This window comes from Neorhizobium sp. NCHU2750 (assembly GCF_003597675.1).
In the GTDB taxonomy this organism is placed as follows: domain Bacteria; phylum Pseudomonadota; class Alphaproteobacteria; order Rhizobiales; family Rhizobiaceae; genus Neorhizobium.
This window is the reverse complement of record NZ_CP030827.1, coordinates 2,695,324-2,713,312: the sequence shown is the minus strand read 5'-3', so window position 1 is coordinate 2,713,312 and position 17,989 is coordinate 2,695,324. Positions and strand designations below refer to the sequence as shown.

At 62.1% G+C, this 17,989-nt stretch carries 17 protein-coding genes; 7 read left to right on the top strand and 10 right to left on the bottom strand.

Features of this window, described 5'->3' with window-relative positions; genetic code table 11:
- Window positions 1-10 precede the first annotated feature (10 nt).
- On the bottom strand, window positions 11-580 hold the full coding sequence (locus NCHU2750_RS13265; protein ID WP_119940928.1) for a transglycosylase SLT domain-containing protein: 570 nt from the start codon (window positions 578-580) through the stop codon (window positions 11-13).
- Between the two features lie 216 nt (window positions 581-796).
- On the opposite strand from NCHU2750_RS13265, the gene NCHU2750_RS13260 reads away from it, so the two are divergent.
- Window positions 797-2,062, top strand: a complete 1,266-nt coding sequence (locus NCHU2750_RS13260; protein ID WP_119940927.1) for a DUF3422 domain-containing protein — start codon at window positions 797-799, stop codon at window positions 2,060-2,062.
- 11 nt (window positions 2,063-2,073) lie between these two features.
- Here the strand turns inward: NCHU2750_RS13260 and NCHU2750_RS13255 are convergent, their stop codons facing one another.
- From NCHU2750_RS13255 to NCHU2750_RS13225, 7 genes are all read right to left on the bottom strand, one after another.
- Window positions 2,074-3,258, bottom strand: coding sequence for a low temperature requirement protein A (locus tag NCHU2750_RS13255; RefSeq protein ID WP_119940926.1), 1,185 nt, complete (start codon window positions 3,256-3,258; stop codon window positions 2,074-2,076).
- Window positions 3,259-3,411: 153 nt separating this feature from the next.
- Window positions 3,412-4,002 (bottom strand): NAD(P)H-dependent oxidoreductase, encoded by a 591-nt coding sequence (locus tag NCHU2750_RS13250; RefSeq protein ID WP_119943330.1) that lies wholly within the window; start codon window positions 4,000-4,002, stop codon window positions 3,412-3,414.
- Window positions 4,002-5,408, bottom strand: coding sequence for an FAD-binding oxidoreductase (locus NCHU2750_RS13245; RefSeq protein WP_119940925.1), 1,407 nt, complete (start codon window positions 5,406-5,408; stop codon window positions 4,002-4,004). The genes NCHU2750_RS13250 and NCHU2750_RS13245 overlap by 1 nt, the downstream gene beginning before the upstream one ends.
- Before the next feature lie 2 nt (window positions 5,409-5,410).
- On the bottom strand, window positions 5,411-6,724 hold the full coding sequence (locus NCHU2750_RS13240; protein ID WP_119940924.1) for a cytosine deaminase: 1,314 nt from the start codon (window positions 6,722-6,724) through the stop codon (window positions 5,411-5,413).
- Window positions 6,724-7,530, bottom strand: coding sequence for an ABC transporter permease (locus NCHU2750_RS13235; protein WP_119940923.1), 807 nt, complete (start codon window positions 7,528-7,530; stop codon window positions 6,724-6,726). The genes NCHU2750_RS13240 and NCHU2750_RS13235 overlap by 1 nt, the downstream gene beginning before the upstream one ends.
- Window positions 7,530-8,351 carry an ABC transporter ATP-binding protein gene (locus tag NCHU2750_RS13230; RefSeq protein ID WP_119940922.1) on the bottom strand — a complete coding sequence of 274 codons (822 nt, stop codon included), beginning with the start codon at window positions 8,349-8,351 and terminating at the stop codon, window positions 7,530-7,532. Before NCHU2750_RS13230 ends, NCHU2750_RS13235 begins: the two co-directional genes overlap by 1 nt.
- 201 nt (window positions 8,352-8,552) lie before the next feature.
- Window positions 8,553-9,569 carry an ABC transporter substrate-binding protein gene (locus NCHU2750_RS13225; RefSeq protein ID WP_119940921.1) on the bottom strand — a complete coding sequence of 339 codons (1,017 nt, stop codon included), beginning with the start codon at window positions 9,567-9,569 and terminating at the stop codon, window positions 8,553-8,555.
- 192 nt (window positions 9,570-9,761) lie between these two features.
- Between NCHU2750_RS13225 and NCHU2750_RS13220 the strand changes: the two genes are divergently transcribed.
- Both NCHU2750_RS13220 and NCHU2750_RS13215 read left to right on the top strand, forming a co-directional pair.
- Entirely contained in the window at window positions 9,762-10,757 is a 996-nt protein-coding gene (locus NCHU2750_RS13220) for a LysR family transcriptional regulator (protein ID WP_119940920.1), read from the top strand.
- Window positions 10,754-11,041, top strand: a complete 288-nt coding sequence (locus NCHU2750_RS13215; RefSeq protein ID WP_119940919.1) for a hypothetical protein — start codon at window positions 10,754-10,756, stop codon at window positions 11,039-11,041. The genes NCHU2750_RS13220 and NCHU2750_RS13215 overlap by 4 nt, the downstream gene beginning before the upstream one ends.
- A 5-nt stretch (window positions 11,042-11,046) precedes the next feature.
- Here NCHU2750_RS13215 and NCHU2750_RS13210 read toward each other — a convergent pair whose 3' ends face one another.
- Window positions 11,047-11,844, bottom strand: coding sequence for a creatininase family protein (locus NCHU2750_RS13210; RefSeq protein ID WP_119940918.1), 798 nt, complete (start codon window positions 11,842-11,844; stop codon window positions 11,047-11,049).
- 252 nt (window positions 11,845-12,096) lie between these two features.
- Between NCHU2750_RS13210 and NCHU2750_RS13205 the strand changes: the two genes are divergently transcribed.
- Window positions 12,097-12,363: a hypothetical protein gene (locus NCHU2750_RS13205; RefSeq protein ID WP_119940917.1), complete on the top strand. Its 267-nt coding sequence runs from the start codon at window positions 12,097-12,099 to the stop codon at window positions 12,361-12,363.
- A gap of 83 nt (window positions 12,364-12,446) precedes the next feature.
- Here the strand turns inward: NCHU2750_RS13205 and NCHU2750_RS13200 are convergent, their stop codons facing one another.
- Window positions 12,447-13,334, bottom strand: coding sequence for a DMT family transporter (locus NCHU2750_RS13200; RefSeq protein WP_119940916.1), 888 nt, complete (start codon window positions 13,332-13,334; stop codon window positions 12,447-12,449).
- Between the two features lie 273 nt (window positions 13,335-13,607).
- Between NCHU2750_RS13200 and NCHU2750_RS13195 the strand changes: the two genes are divergently transcribed.
- The 3 genes from NCHU2750_RS13195 (at window position 13,608) to NCHU2750_RS13185 (ending at window position 17,982) form a co-directional block, all read left to right on the top strand.
- Window positions 13,608-14,906 carry an adenylosuccinate synthase gene (locus NCHU2750_RS13195; protein WP_119943328.1) on the top strand — a complete coding sequence of 433 codons (1,299 nt, stop codon included), beginning with the start codon at window positions 13,608-13,610 and terminating at the stop codon, window positions 14,904-14,906.
- A gap of 58 nt (window positions 14,907-14,964) precedes the next feature.
- The gene (locus tag NCHU2750_RS13190) at window positions 14,965-17,370 is read left to right on the top strand and encodes a hypothetical protein (protein WP_119940915.1); all 2,406 of its coding nucleotides are present in this window, start codon (window positions 14,965-14,967) and stop codon (window positions 17,368-17,370) included.
- Window positions 17,371-17,523: 153 nt separating this feature from the next.
- Window positions 17,524-17,982, top strand: coding sequence for a DUF2946 family protein (locus tag NCHU2750_RS13185; RefSeq protein WP_119940914.1), 459 nt, complete (start codon window positions 17,524-17,526; stop codon window positions 17,980-17,982).
- Window positions 17,983-17,989 lie beyond the last annotated feature (7 nt).

Below are 17,989 nucleotides of genomic sequence, written 5' to 3'. Positions count from 1 at the left end.
CAGTGGTGGCTCAGTAGCCGCATTGCTGGAGCTGGGAGGCGTAGCGAGCCGCCATGCCGGCGGATTTTTTGGCGGTCTGCCTCAGGCTGCCGCTGAAATTGCCGCGGTCATAGCCCTGATGGCCGGAGTAATAGGCGAGATAAAGGTTATAGGCGTCATTGCGGGGAACGTTGTTCCGGACGCTCGTCTGGTAATGGTACCAGGCAACGAACTTGATGGCGTCGCCGAAATCGTTGCGGCGGGCGCCCCAGCGGCCGGTCGTGCGCTTGTAGGTATCCCAGGTTCCGTCGAGCGCCTGCGCGTAGCCGAAGGCGGAGGAGGGACGTTTCAGCGGAATGAAGCCCAGGAACCATTTGCGTGGCGGGCGCGCATTGGGCCTGAAGCCCGATTCGACGTAGATCGTCGCCATCAGGATCGGTACCGGTATGCCGTATTCGGCAGATGCCGCACGAGCATCGCGTTTCCAGTTGTTGAAGAAGCCGTCGCGCTGGTCAAAAATCGCGCAGGCGTTCGTGATCCTGCTCGGTGCGGTGGCGCAGCCGGCGAGGGAAAGGAGCGCGATGAAAAACGCAATACGCATCGCAGAAACTCGGGTCATTCCCGATAGATGACTCTTAAATTTTAATGAAAAGTTTAAGGACCGCAGCGGCGCCCGGCGAATTTTCGCATGGATGGCGATCAGCCGCGGCATCTGGCCGGATTTCTGCGGCAAACCGCCACGTCGTGCGCTCACGGGTATTTGATAATAGTCAAGTCCGAAGGATTGGCCGCAGTGGCGCAATCCGAGGAGCCATGAATGTCGAAGCGCAGTTTTTCGTTTCCGGTCGCAGATGTCAGGGCGCGTGCGCTCGGTGAAATCCATGCGCGGCCCTATACGCTTCTGCCGCTGCCGCGCGTCATTTTCCAGCTGGCTTTCCTGACCGACGAGAATATCGCGGCCGACCATGCCATTCTCGCCCAGCTTTCGCTGGGGCAGGGCGTGCCGGCGCCTTCGCCCGAGACCAGCCATCACATGATGGCCTGGGGCAATGGCACTCTGCGCTGGGAGAGGCATACCGAGTTCTCGACCTATTTCTGGGATACGCCGGCGCCGGCCACCTATGGAGCGGAGATTCCGGTCAATCCGTTCGGAGCGAGCTTTTCCGCCCCCGGCCCGTTCATCTCGGGTGTGCGGATCGAGATGAGGTCGGCCAATGAGGACCTGTCGGATGTGACGGCCCGGTTCGATCCGACCAGCCTCTGTCAAAGCATGGTGGCGGACGGCCACGCGACGCTGATCACCGACTTTCGTCAGGATGGCGACGGGCTGACGAAATTTCTGGTGATCGATCACGGTATGAACGATGCGGCACGCGGCATGCTGGCCCAGCGTATTCTCGATATCGAGACCTACCGGACGCTGGCGATGATGGGACTGCCGCTGGCGCAGAGCCTTTCACCGGAAATCCGCGATATCGAAGCCCGATTTACCGCGATCACCCAGCGGATGAAGCTGCATGCCCGCGACGAAGCGGACCAGATGCTGTCGGAAATCACCACGCTTGCCGCCGAACTGGAAGCGAACGCGGCGCTCAGCCTCTATCGCTTCGGCGCCAGCCGCGCCTATAACAATATCGTTCTCGACCGTGTGGCGATGCTGGCGGAGAAGGCATTGCCGGGCAACGAGACGCTCGGCGCCTTCCTCAATCGGCGTCTGGCGCCGGCGATGCGCACCTGCCAGTCGGTGGAAGAGCGGCAGGGCAACCTGTCGCGCAAGCTGACCCGTGCAACGGCGCTATTGCGCAGCTGGATCGACGTCCATCTGCAGAAGTTCAACACGGAAATCCTCGCCTCGATGGACAAACGCGCCCATTTGCAGCTTCGCCTGCAGCAGACCGTCGAAGGTCTGTCGGTGGCGGCGATTTCCTATTACGTCATAGGGCTCGTCGGCTACCTGGCGAAGCTCACCCACTATACGGGGATCGAGCTTGCGCCGGAAACGGTAACCGGTGCCGCAGTGCCGGTTGTCGTGCTGGCCATGTGGCTGCTGGTCCGGCATATCCGCAACAAGCACAGCGATTGAGCCGGGGCTGCTCAGTGGTGTGGTGATTTCTCTGCGGTCTGGACTGTATTCCGGATGATCACGCCGAGAACGATCGCTGCCGCAATTCCCTTGAGGTCGAGCCCGGTCACCGGTGCGAGGAGAGCCAGAAGGCCAAAGGCCGGAAGGATGAATTGCCGAATGCCGGAAGAGGCAAAGCGCTCGCGCACAAGCCAGAGGCTCAGCAGATAGACCGCGACCGGGATGGCGACGGCATAGTTGCCGACCGTCATCGGGACATGCGCATGATGGGTGGCGATATCGACCACGACGGCGAAGCCGGCACCGGTTGCGGCACCCGAGGCGAAGGTCAGGTAGTGGCCATAGCCCCATTGCAGCGAGCGGCTCAGTTGATCGGAACCGTGCTGTTCGTCACGCGAGAAATAGGCCCACCACATGGCGAAGACGATCACCAGCGCGGAGATTGCCGTATCGATGAGGGTTATGTCGAAATGCTCCGTCGTCTGGCGCAGGGCCATGGAGCCGGAGAGCAGGGTCTCGCCCAGCACGATGATGTTCAGGAGGCCGTAGCGCTCTACGATGTGATGGGGATGCCAGCTTGTATGGACGCTGAGCCTTTCGGCGATCGCCGGGACGGAGAGTTCCAAGACCACGCCCACGGCAAAGAAGGCGTAGGAAAGGCCCGATGTCAGCGGCTGCAGGGCCGCAAAAGTGATCCAAACGAGCTGGCATATGAAAATGCCGGCAGCGTAGCCCAGCGCCGTCGCCCGGCATTTCGGATCATGATAGGCCGCGCGCAGCCAGAAGGCGATCATCGCCAGACGCATCACCGAATAGCCGACGATGACAAGCGTGAAGTCGGGCGCTTCGGTGAAGAGTGCTGGAATTCCGGCCGAAATCGTCAGCGAGCCGGCCATGGCGAGCATTGTCAGCAGCCTGTAGACGACATCGTCATTGTCATAGGCCGAGGAGAACCAGGTGAAATTCATCCAGGCCCACCAGATGGCGAAGAAGGCCATGGCGAAAGTGATCAGGCCCTGCAGAGCGTGGGCCTCGGCAATGGAGTGATGCAGGCCGACGGCGGCCGATGCCACGGCGATGACGGTGACGAGATCGAAGAGCAGTTCGAGCGGCGTCGCGACACGATGCTTTTCATGCGGATCGCGCGGATTTTGCGGGCGGACAAGTCTAAACGGCGATTGAGGGGCGTCGGTCATCTTGCTCCACAGGTTCGAGTTGCTCGCCTCGTTTTGCCAACGGTTATGATCGGGAGCAAGTAGCCACAGACAAATAGTTGGGGCCGGGCAGGCTATTCTGTCTCGACATCACCCGGAACGGTGGAAGAGAGCCAGGATTTCCGGAAATACTTCTCAGAACGCCTCCATCTCCCGGCGAACCTTGGCCAGGAAGGCGGCACGGGTCTTTTCCGTGCAGTTGTTCATGTCGTAATGGGCGAGATAGGTGACGCCGCGGGCGGGGTTGATGGTGGCTCTCAGCACGCGGGTGGCGAGCTTGCGGGGCGGGTCGCCGGCCAGAATTGCCCTCAGCCGGTTGCCGCCATAGGTCGTCACCACAGCGAGCTTCCTGATGTTGGTCAGCTTGCGGGTCAGTCTGCCGCGGTCGCCGCCTTCCATGTCGAAGGTGACGCCGGGCAGCCAGACACGGTCGAAATAGCCTTTCAGCATGGCCGGCCAGCCGAAATTCCACACCGGCGTGACGATGACGAGTGCCTCGGTTGCCCTCAGCCTTTCGACATAGGAGCGCACCGGCTCGATATTGTCAGGCACCGTATGGTAGCCGAGGCGTTCCTCGCGCGACAGGATCGGGTTGAAGTTCTCGGCATAGAGGTCGCAGTCATCCACCTCATGCCCGGCTTTTCTCAGCGTTTCGCGGGTTTCGACGTGAAGGGCGGCGCCAAAGCTTTCTTCGACCGGGTGGGCGTGGAGGAGCAGGACCTTCATCATCCACCTGCCGATGCGAGGCCGGGGAAGAGATAGTTCTCGCCGGTGGAAAAATCGAAATCCGGGTTTTCCCAGGCGATCATCTTGCCGGGGTTGAGCAGGCCCTTCGGGTCGGTCTCTTTCTTGAAGCCTAGCTGCACCACATCGGTCTGCTTCATGCCACCTTCCTCCAGCGTATAGCGATGCGGATTGAAGATCGGGCAGCCATTGTCCTGATGGATTTTTATGATTTCTTCCAGCCGCTCCTCGGTGGTAAAACGGACGAGCGGCAGGCCGGAGCACTGGATGCGGCCGTCGAATTTCAGGAATTCGAGATGGCCCGGCACTTCGTCGCCGAAGATCTCGGTCATCGTCTGCACCTTGGCCACGTGATCAGGCCCCGGATACTGGACCTGAAGATAGGTGAAGCCCGGATCGACCTTGAGGGCGCGCAGCGTCGTGTGGTTCCAGGCGAGTTCATAGGCATGCGGAATGCCCTTCATGCTTTCCACCTTGTCGGAGCGGAACAGCATTTCGGCCTTCTGGCGTTCAGCGAAGGCTGCAAAGGCGTCCATGGAATGCGGCGCGACCATGAAGACGCAGATCGACTGGTCGCGGTGGCGGATGAAGGGCTTGTGGCGGGGGAAATAGTCGTAAGGGATCGGGGCCGCGATCGGGGCGATTTCCTTGACGAGGATGCCGTTCTTGTGGGCGACGGCATCGCCGAAGCGGACCGCATCCATGAAGTCGTCGAAGCCGACCAGCACATCGACCCAGTCATAGGCAGGCGCGAGCGGCATTTCGACCTCGACGATGATGCCGTTGGTGCCATAGGCGTGGGTCACCTTCTGCAGGTCCCAGGCGGTGAGTTCGAGAACCTTCGGCTCGGCCTCCATGGTGACGACGCGCAGGCGCAGGATGTTGCCGAGATCGCGCAATCCGCCCCAGTGGATCGAGCCGACGCCGCCGGAACCGCCGGCGATGAAGCCGCCGATCGTCGCCGTTTGGGCGGTGGACGGATGGAAGCGCAGTTCCTGGCCGGAATGAGCCTTGGTCTGGCGGTCGAGTTCGGCAATGACGATGCCCGGCTCGGCGATGACGCGGCCGGGATGGATCTCCTTGACCCTGTTCATGTTGATGAGGTTCAAGACGATGCCGCCGGAGAGCGGCATGGCCTGGCCGTAATTGCCGGTGCCGGCGCCGCGCGGGGTGACGGGCACGCCATGGGCATAGGCGACCTTCAACGTGCGGATCACCTCTTCCTCGGTTTTCGGCGAGACGACGAGATCGGCCGCCACCGTGTCGAGCTGGCGCTTGAGGACCGGCGAGTACCAGTAGAAGTCGCGGCTCTTCTGGCGCACCAGGGCCGGGTTATCCTCCAGCGCGATGCCTTCGAGATCCTTCTTGATCTGTTCGTAATCCGGCATTTTCACTTTTCCAAAATCGGGTCCAGGTCACGGTAATCCGGCAGGCGACGGTCGATGCCCTTGCCATTCCGCATCACGATGCGGTCGGCCTGCGGACGGGAGAGGAATTCGCTCCAGCGGCGGGCGCTGAAGAGGACGAGATCGGCAGGCAAGCGCACCGCGATGCGGCCGATATCCGGCCGGCCGAGAATGTTTGCCGGCGAGGTGGTGACGACGCGCGCGGCCTCATCCAGCGGATGATCGAGATGCAGGATGCGGATTGCCTCGCGCAGCACCTCGACACCATCGAGATCGCCATAGGCATAGAAGGGGTCGCGGGTATTGTCGGAGGCGACGGCGGTCTGAACACCGGCGGCCGCGAGCTCCTTGAACAGTGTTACCCCGCGCCAGCGCGGCGTGCGGCCCTCGTGGCGGTCCTGCAGATACATGTTGCACATGGGCAGCGAGACGACCGAGATGCCGGCCTTGGCGACCTTGTCGATGACGCGTTTTGCCGTGTCGTCGTCCTGTCTGGCGAGCGAGCAGCAATGGCCGACGGTGACCGAACCCTCGAAGCCGAGGCGCAGCTTGGTATCGGCGATGGCTTCGAGCGTCAGGACTTCGCGCTCCTCGGTCTCGTCGACATGCAGGTCGATATCGAGACCGTTATCGGCTGCGGCACGGAAATGGGTTTCGAGGATGCGATCGAAATCCGGCAGGAGGCGGGTGGCACCGCCGAGCAGCCCGCCGTGCCGTTTCGCGGTGGCGACGATCGGGGCGAAGATCGCCTCATCGAGCACGCTTTCGAGCGGCAGAAGGGCGACCGCCTGCAGTTCGATGCGGCCCTTCCATTCTTCCCTGATCTCGGAAAACAGCGGGAAGGAAATGTCCGGTTGCGGCGGGATACTGTCGAGATGGGTTCGGATCAGTTTGGTGCCGTGGGCATAGGCGCTCTTCAGGGCAAATTCCATGCGGGCGCGCATGTCTTCCGCCGACCAGTTGGCCATGCGATCGGCGCGGACATTTTCCAGCGCGCCCATGAAGGTGCCGTCCGGGTTCGGCCGGCGGTCCCAGAAGTGACCCTTGTCGAGATGGGTATGCATATCGATGAAACAGGGGAAGACCATGCCATCGCGGAGATCCGCATAGGGAAGGTCGGCGGGCGCGGTGCTGGCGGGCAGGATCGCCTCGATCCTGCCGTCGGCGATGACGAGATCGACGGAGATCAGGCCCTGATGCTGGGGCGCATCGAAGCCTTCGACGCAGACGGCCGGTAGCGTCACATTGGTCAGAGCGAAGCGGTCTGCCTCGGGCAGGGACATGAATTCATTGGCCATCAGTTTTCCCTCTTCAGGCTGCTCTCGTGCCAGCGGTGCAGGAAGAACCAGGAGATGAAGGAGGTGATGCAGAAGATGACGACGCCGAGCAGCGACAACAGGACAAGCGCTGCAAACAGGCGGGGTATGTTGAGACGGTATTGCGCTTCGAGCAGCCGGAAGGCGAGGCCTGAGCCGGCGCCGGCGGAACCTGCCGCAAACTCGGCGACGACGGCGGCGATCAGCGCCAGCCCGCCGCCGATCCGCAAGCCGGTCATGAAATAGGGCAGCGAGGCGGGCAGTTTCAGGTAGATCAGCGTCTGCCAGCGGGAGGCGCCATAGAGGTCGAACAGGTTCAGGAGATTATGATCGACGCTTTTGAGGCCCTGCACCATGTTGGACAGGATCGGGAAGAAGGCAACGAGGAAGGCGCAGATCAAAAGTGCCACCTGGGTCGTCGGGGCATAGATGAGGATTAGCGGCGCAATGGCCACGACCGGCGTCACCTGCAGGATGACGGTGATCGGGTAGAAGGCGAGTTCGATCCATTTCGACTGGACGAGAAAGACGGCGATGCCGACGCCGCCGATCAGCGCCAATGCCAGCGCCTGGAGCGTGATCGTTGCCGTCACCAGCAAAGCCGGCGAGAGCGTGCCCCAGTCTTTGGTGAGCGAAGCCCAGACGGCGGCCGGGCCGGGCAGGATATATTGCGGGATTGCATAGATCGAGACGATCGCCTGCCAGATGAGGATGAGACAGATGACGACCGCGATCGGGATCAGCGTGCGCAGAAGGATATCGGTCTTGAAAGGCACTGGGCCGGCCATCAATGTTCCTCTCCGCCGATCGCTTCGATCAGCATGTTGGAGACCTTCTCGCAGGCCTGACGGTAATCTTCCGAGGTGCGGTAATGGGCGTCGCGCTCCATCGAGGTGACGAGCGGAAAGTCCGCATGAACCCGGCCGGGGCGTGCCTTCATGACCACGATGCGGTTCGACAGATAGGCGCTTTCGAACACCGAATGGGTTACGAAGACGACGGTGATACCGGTGTCCTTCCAGAGCTTCAGAACATCGTCGTTGAGTTTTTGACGAGTGATCTCATCCAGGGCCGCGAAGGGTTCATCCATCAACAGCAGTTTCGGCCTGGTCACCAGCGCGCGGGCGATCGAGACGCGCATCTTCATGCCGCCGGAGAGTTCGCGCGGATAGGACTCGGCGAAGTCCTTGAGGCCGACCGTCTCCAGCGCCTTGAAGATCTCGTCGCGGGCGGCGGCCCTGGAGATGCCGCGCAGCTTCAAGGGCAGGTGGACATTGCCGAACACGGTTTGCCAGGGCATCAGCGTCGGTTCCTGGAAGACGAAGGAGATATCGCCGTCGGGCAGGCCCTTGGAGTTGATGCGCGAGCTCGGCCAGTCGATCGTGCCGGAAGAGGCGCCGCCGAGGCCGGCGATGATGCGCAGCGCCGTCGACTTGCCGCAGCCGGAGGGACCGAGCAGGCTGACGAATTCGCCATTCTCGACCGTCAGCGACATATCGGTGAGTGCAACGGTGCCGTTGGAGAACTGTTTGGAGATGCCGCGCATGGCAACCAGCGGCCGCTTGCGGGCTTCGGAAGAGGAGGCTGGCGGATCGGGCGACGGTGTCATTGCAGGCCTTGACGGAATTGGGGTGAATTGCCCCTCATCCTACTCTTGCCGACGCGTGCCGGGCGAGAGGGATACCACGCATCTGAGCGAGGCTGCCGAGAGAGCTTTTATCCCTTCCCCCCGCTTGAGGCAGGGAGAAGGGTCCGAAGGACGCAGCCGGAAAAGGGGCGGGGTTACCCGCTTGCCCAGCCATTCACATGCCTACTTCTTCAGTGCCATGCCCACGCCCTTGCAGACGAACTTGGTGGTGTAAGCCGCCTTGTAGTCGAGGTCCTTCGGCTCGACGCCGATCGAGACCATCTCGTCGAAGAATTTCTTGTAGCGCTCGTCGGTAATGCAGCCGATGCCCTTGGTGGCAGCTTCGCCCGATTCCAGAATGCCGTATTCCTTCATCTTGGCGATGGAGAAGGCGATCTGGCCATCCGTCATTTCCGGATTATCCTTCTTGATCAGATCGTTGGCGGCCTTGTTGTCACCGTAGAGGTAGTTGTACCAGCCTTCCAGCGAGGCATCGACGAAGCGCTGGACCATGTCCGGCTTCTCGTCGACGGTCTTCTGCATGGCGGTGATCATCGTCGAATAGGGGGCGAAGCCGGCATCGGCCAGAAGGAAGACCTTCGGTTTCCAGCCGGCCTGTTTCTCGATTTCATAGGGTTCGGAGGTGAGGTAACCCTGCTGGGCGGATTTCTTGTCGGCGATGAAAGGGGCGGGGTTGAAGGTATAGGGCTTGTACTGGTCTTCCTTGAAGCCCGGATAGTGCTTCTTCATCCATTCGAAATAGGTCGAGAAACCTTCCTGGCCCATGAATATCGTGGTCAGCTTGGTCATATCCTCGAACTTGTCGATGCCGGCATCGGGATGTGCCATCAGCACCTGCGGGTCTTTCTGGAAGATCGAGGCGACGCTGACCAGCGGAATGCCTTCCTTGCGGGCATCCATGTCGCCCAACTGCCCGCCCATGTAGAAATCGACCTTGCCGGCGATCAGCAGCGCGCGGTTGGCGGCGTTCGGGCCACCCTGGACGATCTTCACGTCGAGGCCGTATTTCTTGTAGGTGCCGTCGGCTACGGCCTGGTAGAAGCCGCCATGCTCCGCCTGGGCCAGCCAGTTGGTGCCGTAGGTCACTTGATCGAGAGCGAATGCCGGTTGAGCGGCGATTGCGGCGGCAGACAGGCCGAACGCCGTCAGAAAGCTCTTCATCGTCAATGGATTGGACATTTCGCTTCGTTCCCCTGTTAAACCCGACGGCATCGTGGGAGTGCCCGTTACCGTGCATTTGAGCTGTTGCCTTGATCTTTGAAAAGCATCAAAATTCGTTCGCATCGATGCCTTTCAGGCATCGCTCATGGAAATGGTCCGCTGGTGCCGCCAGGGGGCTCAAAATGCCATATCGCGGGGATTTTTCAGGACATGTTGCATTCGCGCAAACTGCACTATATCGACGAGATCGCCCGCTGCGGGTCGATCCGCAAGGCGGCTGCGAGGCTCAACGTCGCTTCCTCGGCGATCAACCGGCAGATCCTGGCGCTGGAGGAGGAGCTGGGGGCGCCGATCTTCGAGCGCATGCCGCGTGGCCTGAAGCTGACGGCCGCGGGCGAATTGTGCATCGAACATATCCGCGAGGTCTTGAAAACCTACGAGCGGATGGAATCGCGTATCCGCGGGCTGAAAATGCCGCAGGCGGGCAAGGTTTCGCTGGTAGCGACCGTCGGGCTTGCCGCCGGGCCGCTGCCGGAAATCATCGCCCGCTTTATCGCCCAGCACCCGCGGGTGCATGTGCATCTACGCAATGACGGCCCGTCGACGACGCTGTCTCCGGTACTGGCGGGCGAGGTGGATATCGGCCTCGGCTTCAATATTCCGGCAACGCCCGGTATCCGCACGCTTGCCAATTTCGACATTCCGATCGGGGCCGTTATGCCGCCGGGGCACCGGCTGGCAGGGGAGGGGCCGATCGATCTGGCGGATGTGGCGCAGGAACCGCTGGTGCTGGCCCAGACGGGCACCAGCCTGCGCACCGTCATTAACCTGGCATTCGCGCCGCTTTCGGTCGCGGTCCAGCCGGTGGTCGAGAGCAATGCCTCGGACATGCTGAAGCAGCTGGTCAAGCTCGGCACCGGCCTGACGCTGCTCAACCCGCTCGACGTCCTGCCGGAATGCCGGCGGGGCGAGCTTGTCTTCCGGCCGCTTGCCGGCCCGCATCCGCGCCACCAGCCGATGAAGCTTTTTGCCCGGTCGCGTTCGACGCTCGATACGGCAACCAGCCTGTTCATCGAATTCCTGCTGGCCGAACTGGTGGAACTGGTGGCGGAACTGGAGGCCAAGGGCCATGTACCGCTTCAGCGGCAGGCAGAGCGCCATGAAAACGAGCGCCATGACAACGCGCGGGCCGAGGTCGGCGCATGATGAGGTGGCTCGCAATCCTTTCGTTGGCATTGGCCCATGCCACGTCAGCCTTTGCCGACGACCTGCCTTCAGATGTCGCGGATTTCATCGCCGAGCGGCAGCAATGCGATCATTTTCGCGGCGAGGATGCCAGCGATCCGGCGCGGCATGCCGAGATCACGGCGGCGCTGGAGCGCTACTGTCGCGGCACCGATGCCAGGCTTGCCGCTCTCAAGGCGAAATACAGCAACGGACCGTCCTCCGCGCAGGACGCGCTTGCCGTCTTCGACGATCACATCGAGTAGGCGGTCTATTTCACATAAAGATTGTCGAGCGAATAGGCCGTGAGGTCGCGCAGCAATTCGACGAAGCAGGCGACCTGATGGCGGCAGATGGCCTTGCCCTTTTCCGCCGTGCCTGCCGCCGCATTGCCGACGACGCCGTTCGGGTTGAGGTCATGGGCGATCCAGGCGAGCGAATGGGGCGGCAGCGGTTGAAGATATTTCGACTGGCTCTTCATCCATTCGGCCCTGGACCTGAAGTCCTCTGCCTTTTCCATATGCACCAGTTCCGGGCGGAAATGCAGCATCAGGGAGGTTTCGACCTCGCCGCCATGGATGCCGAATTTCTGTTCGTGCTCGGAGATCATGCCTTCGGGACTGCCGAAACGGGCCCATTGGGTGGCGACGACGGCCATCCTGTGGCGTACCCGCAATTCGCGGGCGACGATGCTCATGATGTCGAGATTGCCGCCATGGGAATTGACGATCACCATCTTACGCAGGCCCGCCTCGGCCACCTTGGCGCCGATTGCGGTCCATGCCGGAATGAGGATCTCCGGGCCGAAGGAGAGCGTGCCGGGGCCATAGACATGTTCGTTGGCCTTGCCGATTTCCTGCGTCGGCAGCACCAGGAAGTCGAGATCGTCCGGCCGCTGGTTCTTCAGTTCGGCGAGCATGCCGTTGGCAATGGCGACGTCGGTTGCGATCGGAAGGTGCGGCCCGTGCTGCTCGGTGGAGGCAATCGGCAGGATCGCGATGGTCTTTTCGGGGATAAGCCCGGCGAAATCATGGGTGTTGAGTTCATTCCAGTAAAACGGCTTGCTCATGCTGTTTTCGCCTTCGTCCCTGTTCGGATCAGGGGTAGGAAATCGAGCGGGCCGCGAAAAGCATCAATTTCCGCCTGCGGCGATGCCTTTTTGTGCTCGCGGCGACTGCCGGCTGTGCCAAGCCGGGAAAAAAGCCGATTTCGCTAAAATTGCATCTTTCAGTTTAAGCCCGCCGAAAAGCTGTGTCGCCTATTGTCGTGCCATAACGAAACGCGATGGCCGGAGAGCCGTCCGCAAGACAGGGTTCGGGCAATGATCAGGAAGCTTATCATTTCGGCGGCCGTTCTGGCCGCACTTATTCACGGCAAGGAAGCCAGCGCCGCCGGTCCAGGCGGCTTTGCGCGTGATCTCGCCTTCTCAGTGACCGCGCACGCCGCCATGGTGCAGTCGCAGCCGGACGAAAGCGATATCGACGGTATTACATCGGCGCGCGATCACGACGTCAGCGGTATCAGCGCCGCAGCCAGCGAGGCGATCGGCGGCTTCGATTCCTATCTGGACTTGTTCCGCGCGCAGTAAGCGGGGGTCCCATCCAGCCTGCCGCTTCGCCGATCTGCGTATTTTCGTGGGCAGATCGATGAAAGCATTGGCCGAACCGGGCTTCAGGCGGAGTTCGGCTTTCCGCGTTCGGCAATGGCGATGCCGCCGAGCGCCAGAAGCAGTGCCGCGATGTGGAACAGATGCAGTTCTTCGCCGAGCACGACTATGGAAAGAAGCGTGCCAAAGACCGGGACGAGGTTGATGAAGAGCCCGGCCCTGTTGGCGCCGATGGTTTCGACGCCCCGGATATAGAGAACCTGGGCGATCAGCGAGGCGAAGATCGCCGTATAGAGCGCAAGCAGCCAGCCGGAATGATCGGGCCATATGGTCTTGCCTGCGGCATATTCCCAGCCGAGCAGCGGGATGCTGAAGATCAGGGCGAACAGGGCTGGTACCGCCATCAGGCTTTTCCAGTGAATGGCCGGACGCCAACGGAGCGCAATCGTATAGAATGCGTAGGCGGCGATGGCGATGATCATGATCGCATCGCCGAAATTGACCGTCAGGGTCAGGAGCGTGTTCAGGTCACCATGCGAGGCTGTCAGGAGGACGCCGATGACCGTCAGGCTGAAGCCGGCGATCTGCAACAATGTCACGCGCGTCCGGAACAGGACGAAATTGATGAAAAAGATCAGCACCGGAATGAGCGTCTGTTCCACCGTGGCATTGATCGCGCTCGTATAGGTGACGGCGGTATAGAGCACGGCGTTGAAGACGACGTAGCCGATGACGCCGAGAAAGCCGAGAACAGGGATGCTGCGGCGGATCACCGGCCAGTCGCGGCGAAGCTCCTTCATCGAGATGGCGAAGATGATGATGGTGGCGAAGAGCCAGCGACAGAATGTCAGCATCATCGGGCTGATATGGCCGAGCGCCAACTTGCCGGCGACCGCATTGCCGCCCCAGCACAAGGTTGCGACGACAAGGCAGAGATAAGCCTGACGATGCAATGGGTTTCCTCCGCGCATCGTCCCGGCGACGCGATGTTGTTCGTTATACAACCGCAAATACCGTGGGGTTTCTGCCTTTGTCACGCAAAAACCTTGGCGGCGTCACAAACAGGTCGCTTTCCTTTGGCCAAGGCTTTATAGATGCGCGCGTTTGTGGTGTCGGCGGATTGAGACGTCCGGTGCCTTGAGAAGAAAATGGTGTCGAACCTGAGCCGGGCCGGTCAAAGGGCTGCCCCAGGCGTCAAGGTTGTGTCCGAAGGGCAGGAAGCAGATATGACGAACTGTGTAGTCGTGGGTTCGCAGTGGGGTGATGAGGGCAAGGGCAAGATTGTCGACTGGCTCTCCGAGCGGGCGGACATCGTCGTGCGCTATCAGGGCGGCCACAATGCCGGCCATACGCTTGTCATCGACGGCGTGAGCTACAAGCTGTCGCTGCTGCCGTCGGGCGTCGTTCGTCCGGGCAAGATGGCCGTCATCGGCAATGGCGTCGTCGTCGACCCGCATGCGCTGATCGCCGAAATGGGCCGTCTGGCAGCCCAGGGCGTCACCGTGACCCCGGAGAACCTGCGGATCGCCGAAAACGCCACGCTGATCCTGTCGCTGCATCGCGAGCTTGACGGGATGCGCGAAGATGCCGCTTCCAACAGCGGCACCAAGATCGGCACGACTCGCCGCGGCATCGGCCCGGCCTATGAAGACAAGGTCGGCCGTCGCGCCATCCGCGTCATGGATCTGGCCGACCGCGATGCGCTGGAAGCCAAAGTCGAGCGTATCCTGACCCATCACAACGCACTTCGCCGTGGCTTCAATGCTCCCGAAGTCGAGCACAAGACGATCATGGAGGAACTGACCTCCATCGCCGATACCGTCCTGCCGTTCATGGACAGCGTCTGGCAGCTGCTCGACAAGGAACGCCGCAAGGGTTCGCGCATCCTGTTCGAAGGCGCGCAGGGCTCGCTGCTCGATATCGACCACGGTACCTATCCGTTCGTCACCTCGTCGAACACGGTTGCCGGCCAGGCCGCGGCCGGTTCCGGCATGGGACCGGGTTCGCTCGGCTATATTCTCGGCATTACCAAGGCCTATACGACTCGCGTCGGCGAAGGTCCGTTCCCGACCGAGCTGACCGATGAAATCGGCCAGTTCCTCGGCGAGAAGGGCCATGAATTCGGCACGGTTACGGGCCGCAAGCGCCGTTGCGGATGGTTCGATGCGGCACTGGTGCGCCAGTCGGTTGCCACCAACGGCATTACCGGCATTGCGCTGACCAAGCTCGACGTTCTCGACGGTCTCGACGAACTGAAGATCTGCGTCGGCTACAAGCTCGACGGCCAGACGATCGACTACCTTCCGGCATCGCAGGCCGCCCAGGCCCGCGTCGAGCCGATCTACGTCACGCTCGAAGGCTGGAAGGAATCGACGGTCGGTGCGCGCAAGTGGGCGGATCTGCCTGCCCAGGCGATCAAGTATGTCCGGCAGGTGGAAGAACTGATCGGTGCGCCGGTCGCACTGTTGTCCACAAGCCCCGAGCGCGACGACACCATACTTGTGACCGATCCGTTTGAGGACTAATGTCAAGAATTGATTATCCATTCGGCTGGCGGATGCCGGCGACCATGAGAAAGTTCTGATGGCTGATTTTGTAGCGGTAATCCGCCGCGCTGTTGATGGTTTGGCGACCAATACGCCTGAAGCGCGCGAGAGAGTGTACGAGAAGGCTCGCGGCGCGGTTCAGCGTCAGCTCGAGAACATGAAGCCCCGCCCGCCGGAAGAGATGCTCCGGCGGCAGCTGGACAAGCTCGAGGCGGCCATCGCATCGGTGGAAACCGAGCATTCCGAGGCACTTCCGGCCGAGCCGGAGGTGGCTGCTGCTGTTCCGCGGGAAGAGTATCACGAGCCTGCGGTCGTCGAGCAGCATGTGGAGCCCGAGGCACCCGCGCCCGTTCCGGCAGCCGAGCCTGTAGCCGAACCGGAAGCGGTTGCGCCGGAGCCCGTGCATCACGCCGAGGTCTATCAGGACGAGGAACCGGTCGAGCCGGAACCCGTGGTGCCGGCGAATCAGCCGTCCGAGGATCGCTGGCCGGATGCGTCCGTTGAGGCGCCTGTCGTCCACGAACCGCCATCCGCGGCACGCTACGAGGAACCCGAAGCGGTAATCCACAGCGAAGTTCGGCACGAGCCGGAGCCGGTTGCCCATCACGAGGAGCCCAAGGTCGAGCGTTACGGCGACTGGCGCGACGATGTTCCCGCCGAACATGCCGATCACCGACCGGCTGCCTATGAGCCGGAACCGGTTTCAGCGCCCGCCGACATCCATTCCGACCTGCATGCGCATGACGAACCCGCGGCAGCCATACGGACGCCGCCTTCCTTCGACTGGCCGGCAGAGCCTGCCACGCAGCCCCATGCGCCGCAGCACGAAGAGCCGGCCGAACAGTGGGCCGTGCAGGATCATGAGCCGGTTCAGCAGGCTGCCCAGAGCAAGCCTGCCAGCTCGTGGGACGAGGTGGACGATCTTACCCGTCATCTCGATCAGGGCTATCGTCATGAGCCGGTCGAAGCGCATTTCAGCCCGGAAATGCATGCTGCCGCTCAGCCCGCACGCATGCCTGCCGCAAGCAGCATTCCGGATGCGGCCCACGCTGTCCCCCAGCCTGCCCCCAAGGCGGAAGAGACTGCCGAGGATCCTTTCGAAGCCTATGTCAATGCGCAGCCTGCTGCCCAGTCGCAGGTCAGCCAGCCGCTGGACAAGCAGGACGAGCGCGATCCGTGGAGCGATCTGGAAGACCTGATCGGCTACAACAAGGACGCGCCAGCCACTGCCGCGGCATCGCAGGCCGCAGCACCTGTCGCGGAAGACGATTTCAGCGACCTGTTGTCGCCGCCGGCCAAGCCCTACCGGGTTACGCCGGTGCGCAAGCGCAACTACATGGGCATGATCCTTGGCCTTGTCGCCCTGCTGATCGTGGCGGGTGGCGCATACGGCGTCTGGATGTACCGGGGCTCGCTGAACGACATGTTCGGCGGCTTGATTGCCAAGAGCACCGGCGGCGCACAGACGGCAACGCAGACGCCTGCAGCGACGACGCCGGCAACGCCTGCCGGTTCATCACAGCAGACTGCTGCCGCCCAGCCGCAGCAAAATGCTTCGACGCCTGCCGCGCAGCATACGCCGCCGCCGGCGGATGGCGCTGCGACGGGCACCAAGTTCACCCAGCGGCTGCAGGAAAACGGCTCCGAGGTGGATGCCGGTCCGGGCGACGCAAGCAGCCTGGCGCAGAATGCCGAGGGCCAGTCGGTGGCGCAGCTCAACACCCAGCCTGCCACGCCTTCGCCGGCCACTCCGGGTGCTTCCACTGCGGCGCAGACACCTGCACCGGCAACGGCTCCGGTTGATGCCTCGACCGCAGCGTCGGCTACGCCCGCGGCACCAGCCATACCGCCGGCCTCTCCCTCCGATACGCCAGCCGTGTCAGGAGAGAAGATCTTCCTCTATGAGGAGCGTATCGGCCAGTCTGCCCCGACTGCCATCGATGGTACGGTTTCCTGGTCGCTGCAGCATGAGGCCTCGCCGAATGGCGGGCCGCCGGAAGCCGAGGTTCAGGGACGCATCACCGTTCCGGGACGTGGTCTGACGGCTCTTCTGACGCTGAAGCGCAACAACGACCCATCGCTGCCGGCCAGCCACCTGATCGAGATCGTGTTTGCTGTTCCCCCGGACTTTGAAGGCGGCGCGATCGACAGCGTGCTGAGGATCGCGATGAAATCGACGGAGCAGGATCGCGGAAATGCCCTGGTTGCGGTTCCGGCGAAGATTACTGACGATTTTCACATGATCGCCCTCAACGACTTCCCGGATGCTGAAAAGACCAATCTGGACCTGTTGAAGACGCGGAACTGGATCGACATTCCGCTCGCCTATCGCAACGGCCGCCGTGCGCTCCTGACCCTGCAGAAGGGGCCGGACGGCCAGAAGGCCTTCGACGATGCAATGCGCGAATGGGCTCAGGCAGGTCCTGCCAAGTCGAGCAATTAACCGCCGCTGAGGCGACAATACCGAAAGCCCGCAAGCCAATGGTTTGCGGGCTTTTTTAGTGCCGTCCCGGTGTCGCAGGGCAGCACGCTGAAAATGCATCCGGCAAGATTGTCGCATTGACAATCATCAGTTTCACCGTGATGAACTGCCACCATGCGTATGTTCCGGCGGCTCATCGACGAAGGGTTATGCGGCGGCCCGCTGGCCGCCCTGATCGGCGTGCTGATGGCCATGCAGGCGCTGGTCGGCGGCTTTGGCAGCGGCGCGATGGCGCTTGCCGAGATGTCCGGACAGGTCATCTGTGCCTCCGACGGTTCCTCGCGGCTTCTGGATGACGACGATCGGCTTCACGCCTATGGCGATGACGACAGCAGGGGTACAGCCCATGGTGCCAGTCATGCGCCACATCCTGAACGCGGCAATGACTGTTGCCTGACATCCTGCCAGATCAACGCTTCCGTTCATATCGGCCTGCTCGCCAAGGCCCCTCTGCCTGTCGTCATGGCGGCCGCCCGCCCGCTGCTTCTGCAGGTGCTGCGCGACGCATCGGTTCCACCGAGGCATTTCGATGATCATCGCCGCGCACGGGGGCCGCCTGTTCTTCCAAGCTGACGTCACT

What these genes read in the sequence shown, in the direction of transcription:
- NCHU2750_RS13265 (WP_119940928.1), bottom strand. Translation starts at nt 580, where the DNA reads ATGCGTATTGCGTTTTTCATCGCGCTCCTTTCCCTCGCCGGCTGCGCC.
- NCHU2750_RS13260 (WP_119940927.1), top strand. Translation starts at nt 797, where the DNA reads ATGTCGAAGCGCAGTTTTTCGTTTCCGGTCGCAGATGTCAGGGCGCGT.
- NCHU2750_RS13255 (WP_119940926.1), bottom strand. Translation starts at nt 3,258, where the DNA reads ATGACCGACGCCCCTCAATCGCCGTTTAGACTTGTCCGCCCGCAAAAT.
- NCHU2750_RS13250 (WP_119943330.1), bottom strand. Translation starts at nt 4,002, where the DNA reads ATGAAGGTCCTGCTCCTCCACGCCCACCCGGTCGAAGAAAGCTTTGGC.
- NCHU2750_RS13245 (WP_119940925.1), bottom strand. Translation starts at nt 5,408, where the DNA reads ATGCCGGATTACGAACAGATCAAGAAGGATCTCGAAGGCATCGCGCTG.
- NCHU2750_RS13240 (WP_119940924.1), bottom strand. Translation starts at nt 6,724, where the DNA reads ATGGCCAATGAATTCATGTCCCTGCCCGAGGCAGACCGCTTCGCTCTG.
- NCHU2750_RS13235 (WP_119940923.1), bottom strand. Translation starts at nt 7,530, where the DNA reads ATGGCCGGCCCAGTGCCTTTCAAGACCGATATCCTTCTGCGCACGCTG.
- NCHU2750_RS13230 (WP_119940922.1), bottom strand. Translation starts at nt 8,351, where the DNA reads ATGACACCGTCGCCCGATCCGCCAGCCTCCTCTTCCGAAGCCCGCAAG.
- NCHU2750_RS13225 (WP_119940921.1), bottom strand. Translation starts at nt 9,569, where the DNA reads ATGTCCAATCCATTGACGATGAAGAGCTTTCTGACGGCGTTCGGCCTG.
- NCHU2750_RS13220 (WP_119940920.1), top strand. Translation starts at nt 9,762, where the DNA reads ATGTTGCATTCGCGCAAACTGCACTATATCGACGAGATCGCCCGCTGC.
- NCHU2750_RS13215 (WP_119940919.1), top strand. Translation starts at nt 10,754, where the DNA reads ATGATGAGGTGGCTCGCAATCCTTTCGTTGGCATTGGCCCATGCCACG.
- NCHU2750_RS13210 (WP_119940918.1), bottom strand. Translation starts at nt 11,844, where the DNA reads ATGAGCAAGCCGTTTTACTGGAATGAACTCAACACCCATGATTTCGCC.
- NCHU2750_RS13205 (WP_119940917.1), top strand. Translation starts at nt 12,097, where the DNA reads ATGATCAGGAAGCTTATCATTTCGGCGGCCGTTCTGGCCGCACTTATT.
- NCHU2750_RS13195 (WP_119943328.1), top strand. Translation starts at nt 13,608, where the DNA reads ATGACGAACTGTGTAGTCGTGGGTTCGCAGTGGGGTGATGAGGGCAAG.
- NCHU2750_RS13190 (WP_119940915.1), top strand. Translation starts at nt 14,965, where the DNA reads ATGGCTGATTTTGTAGCGGTAATCCGCCGCGCTGTTGATGGTTTGGCG.
- NCHU2750_RS13185 (WP_119940914.1), top strand. Translation starts at nt 17,524, where the DNA reads ATGCGTATGTTCCGGCGGCTCATCGACGAAGGGTTATGCGGCGGCCCG.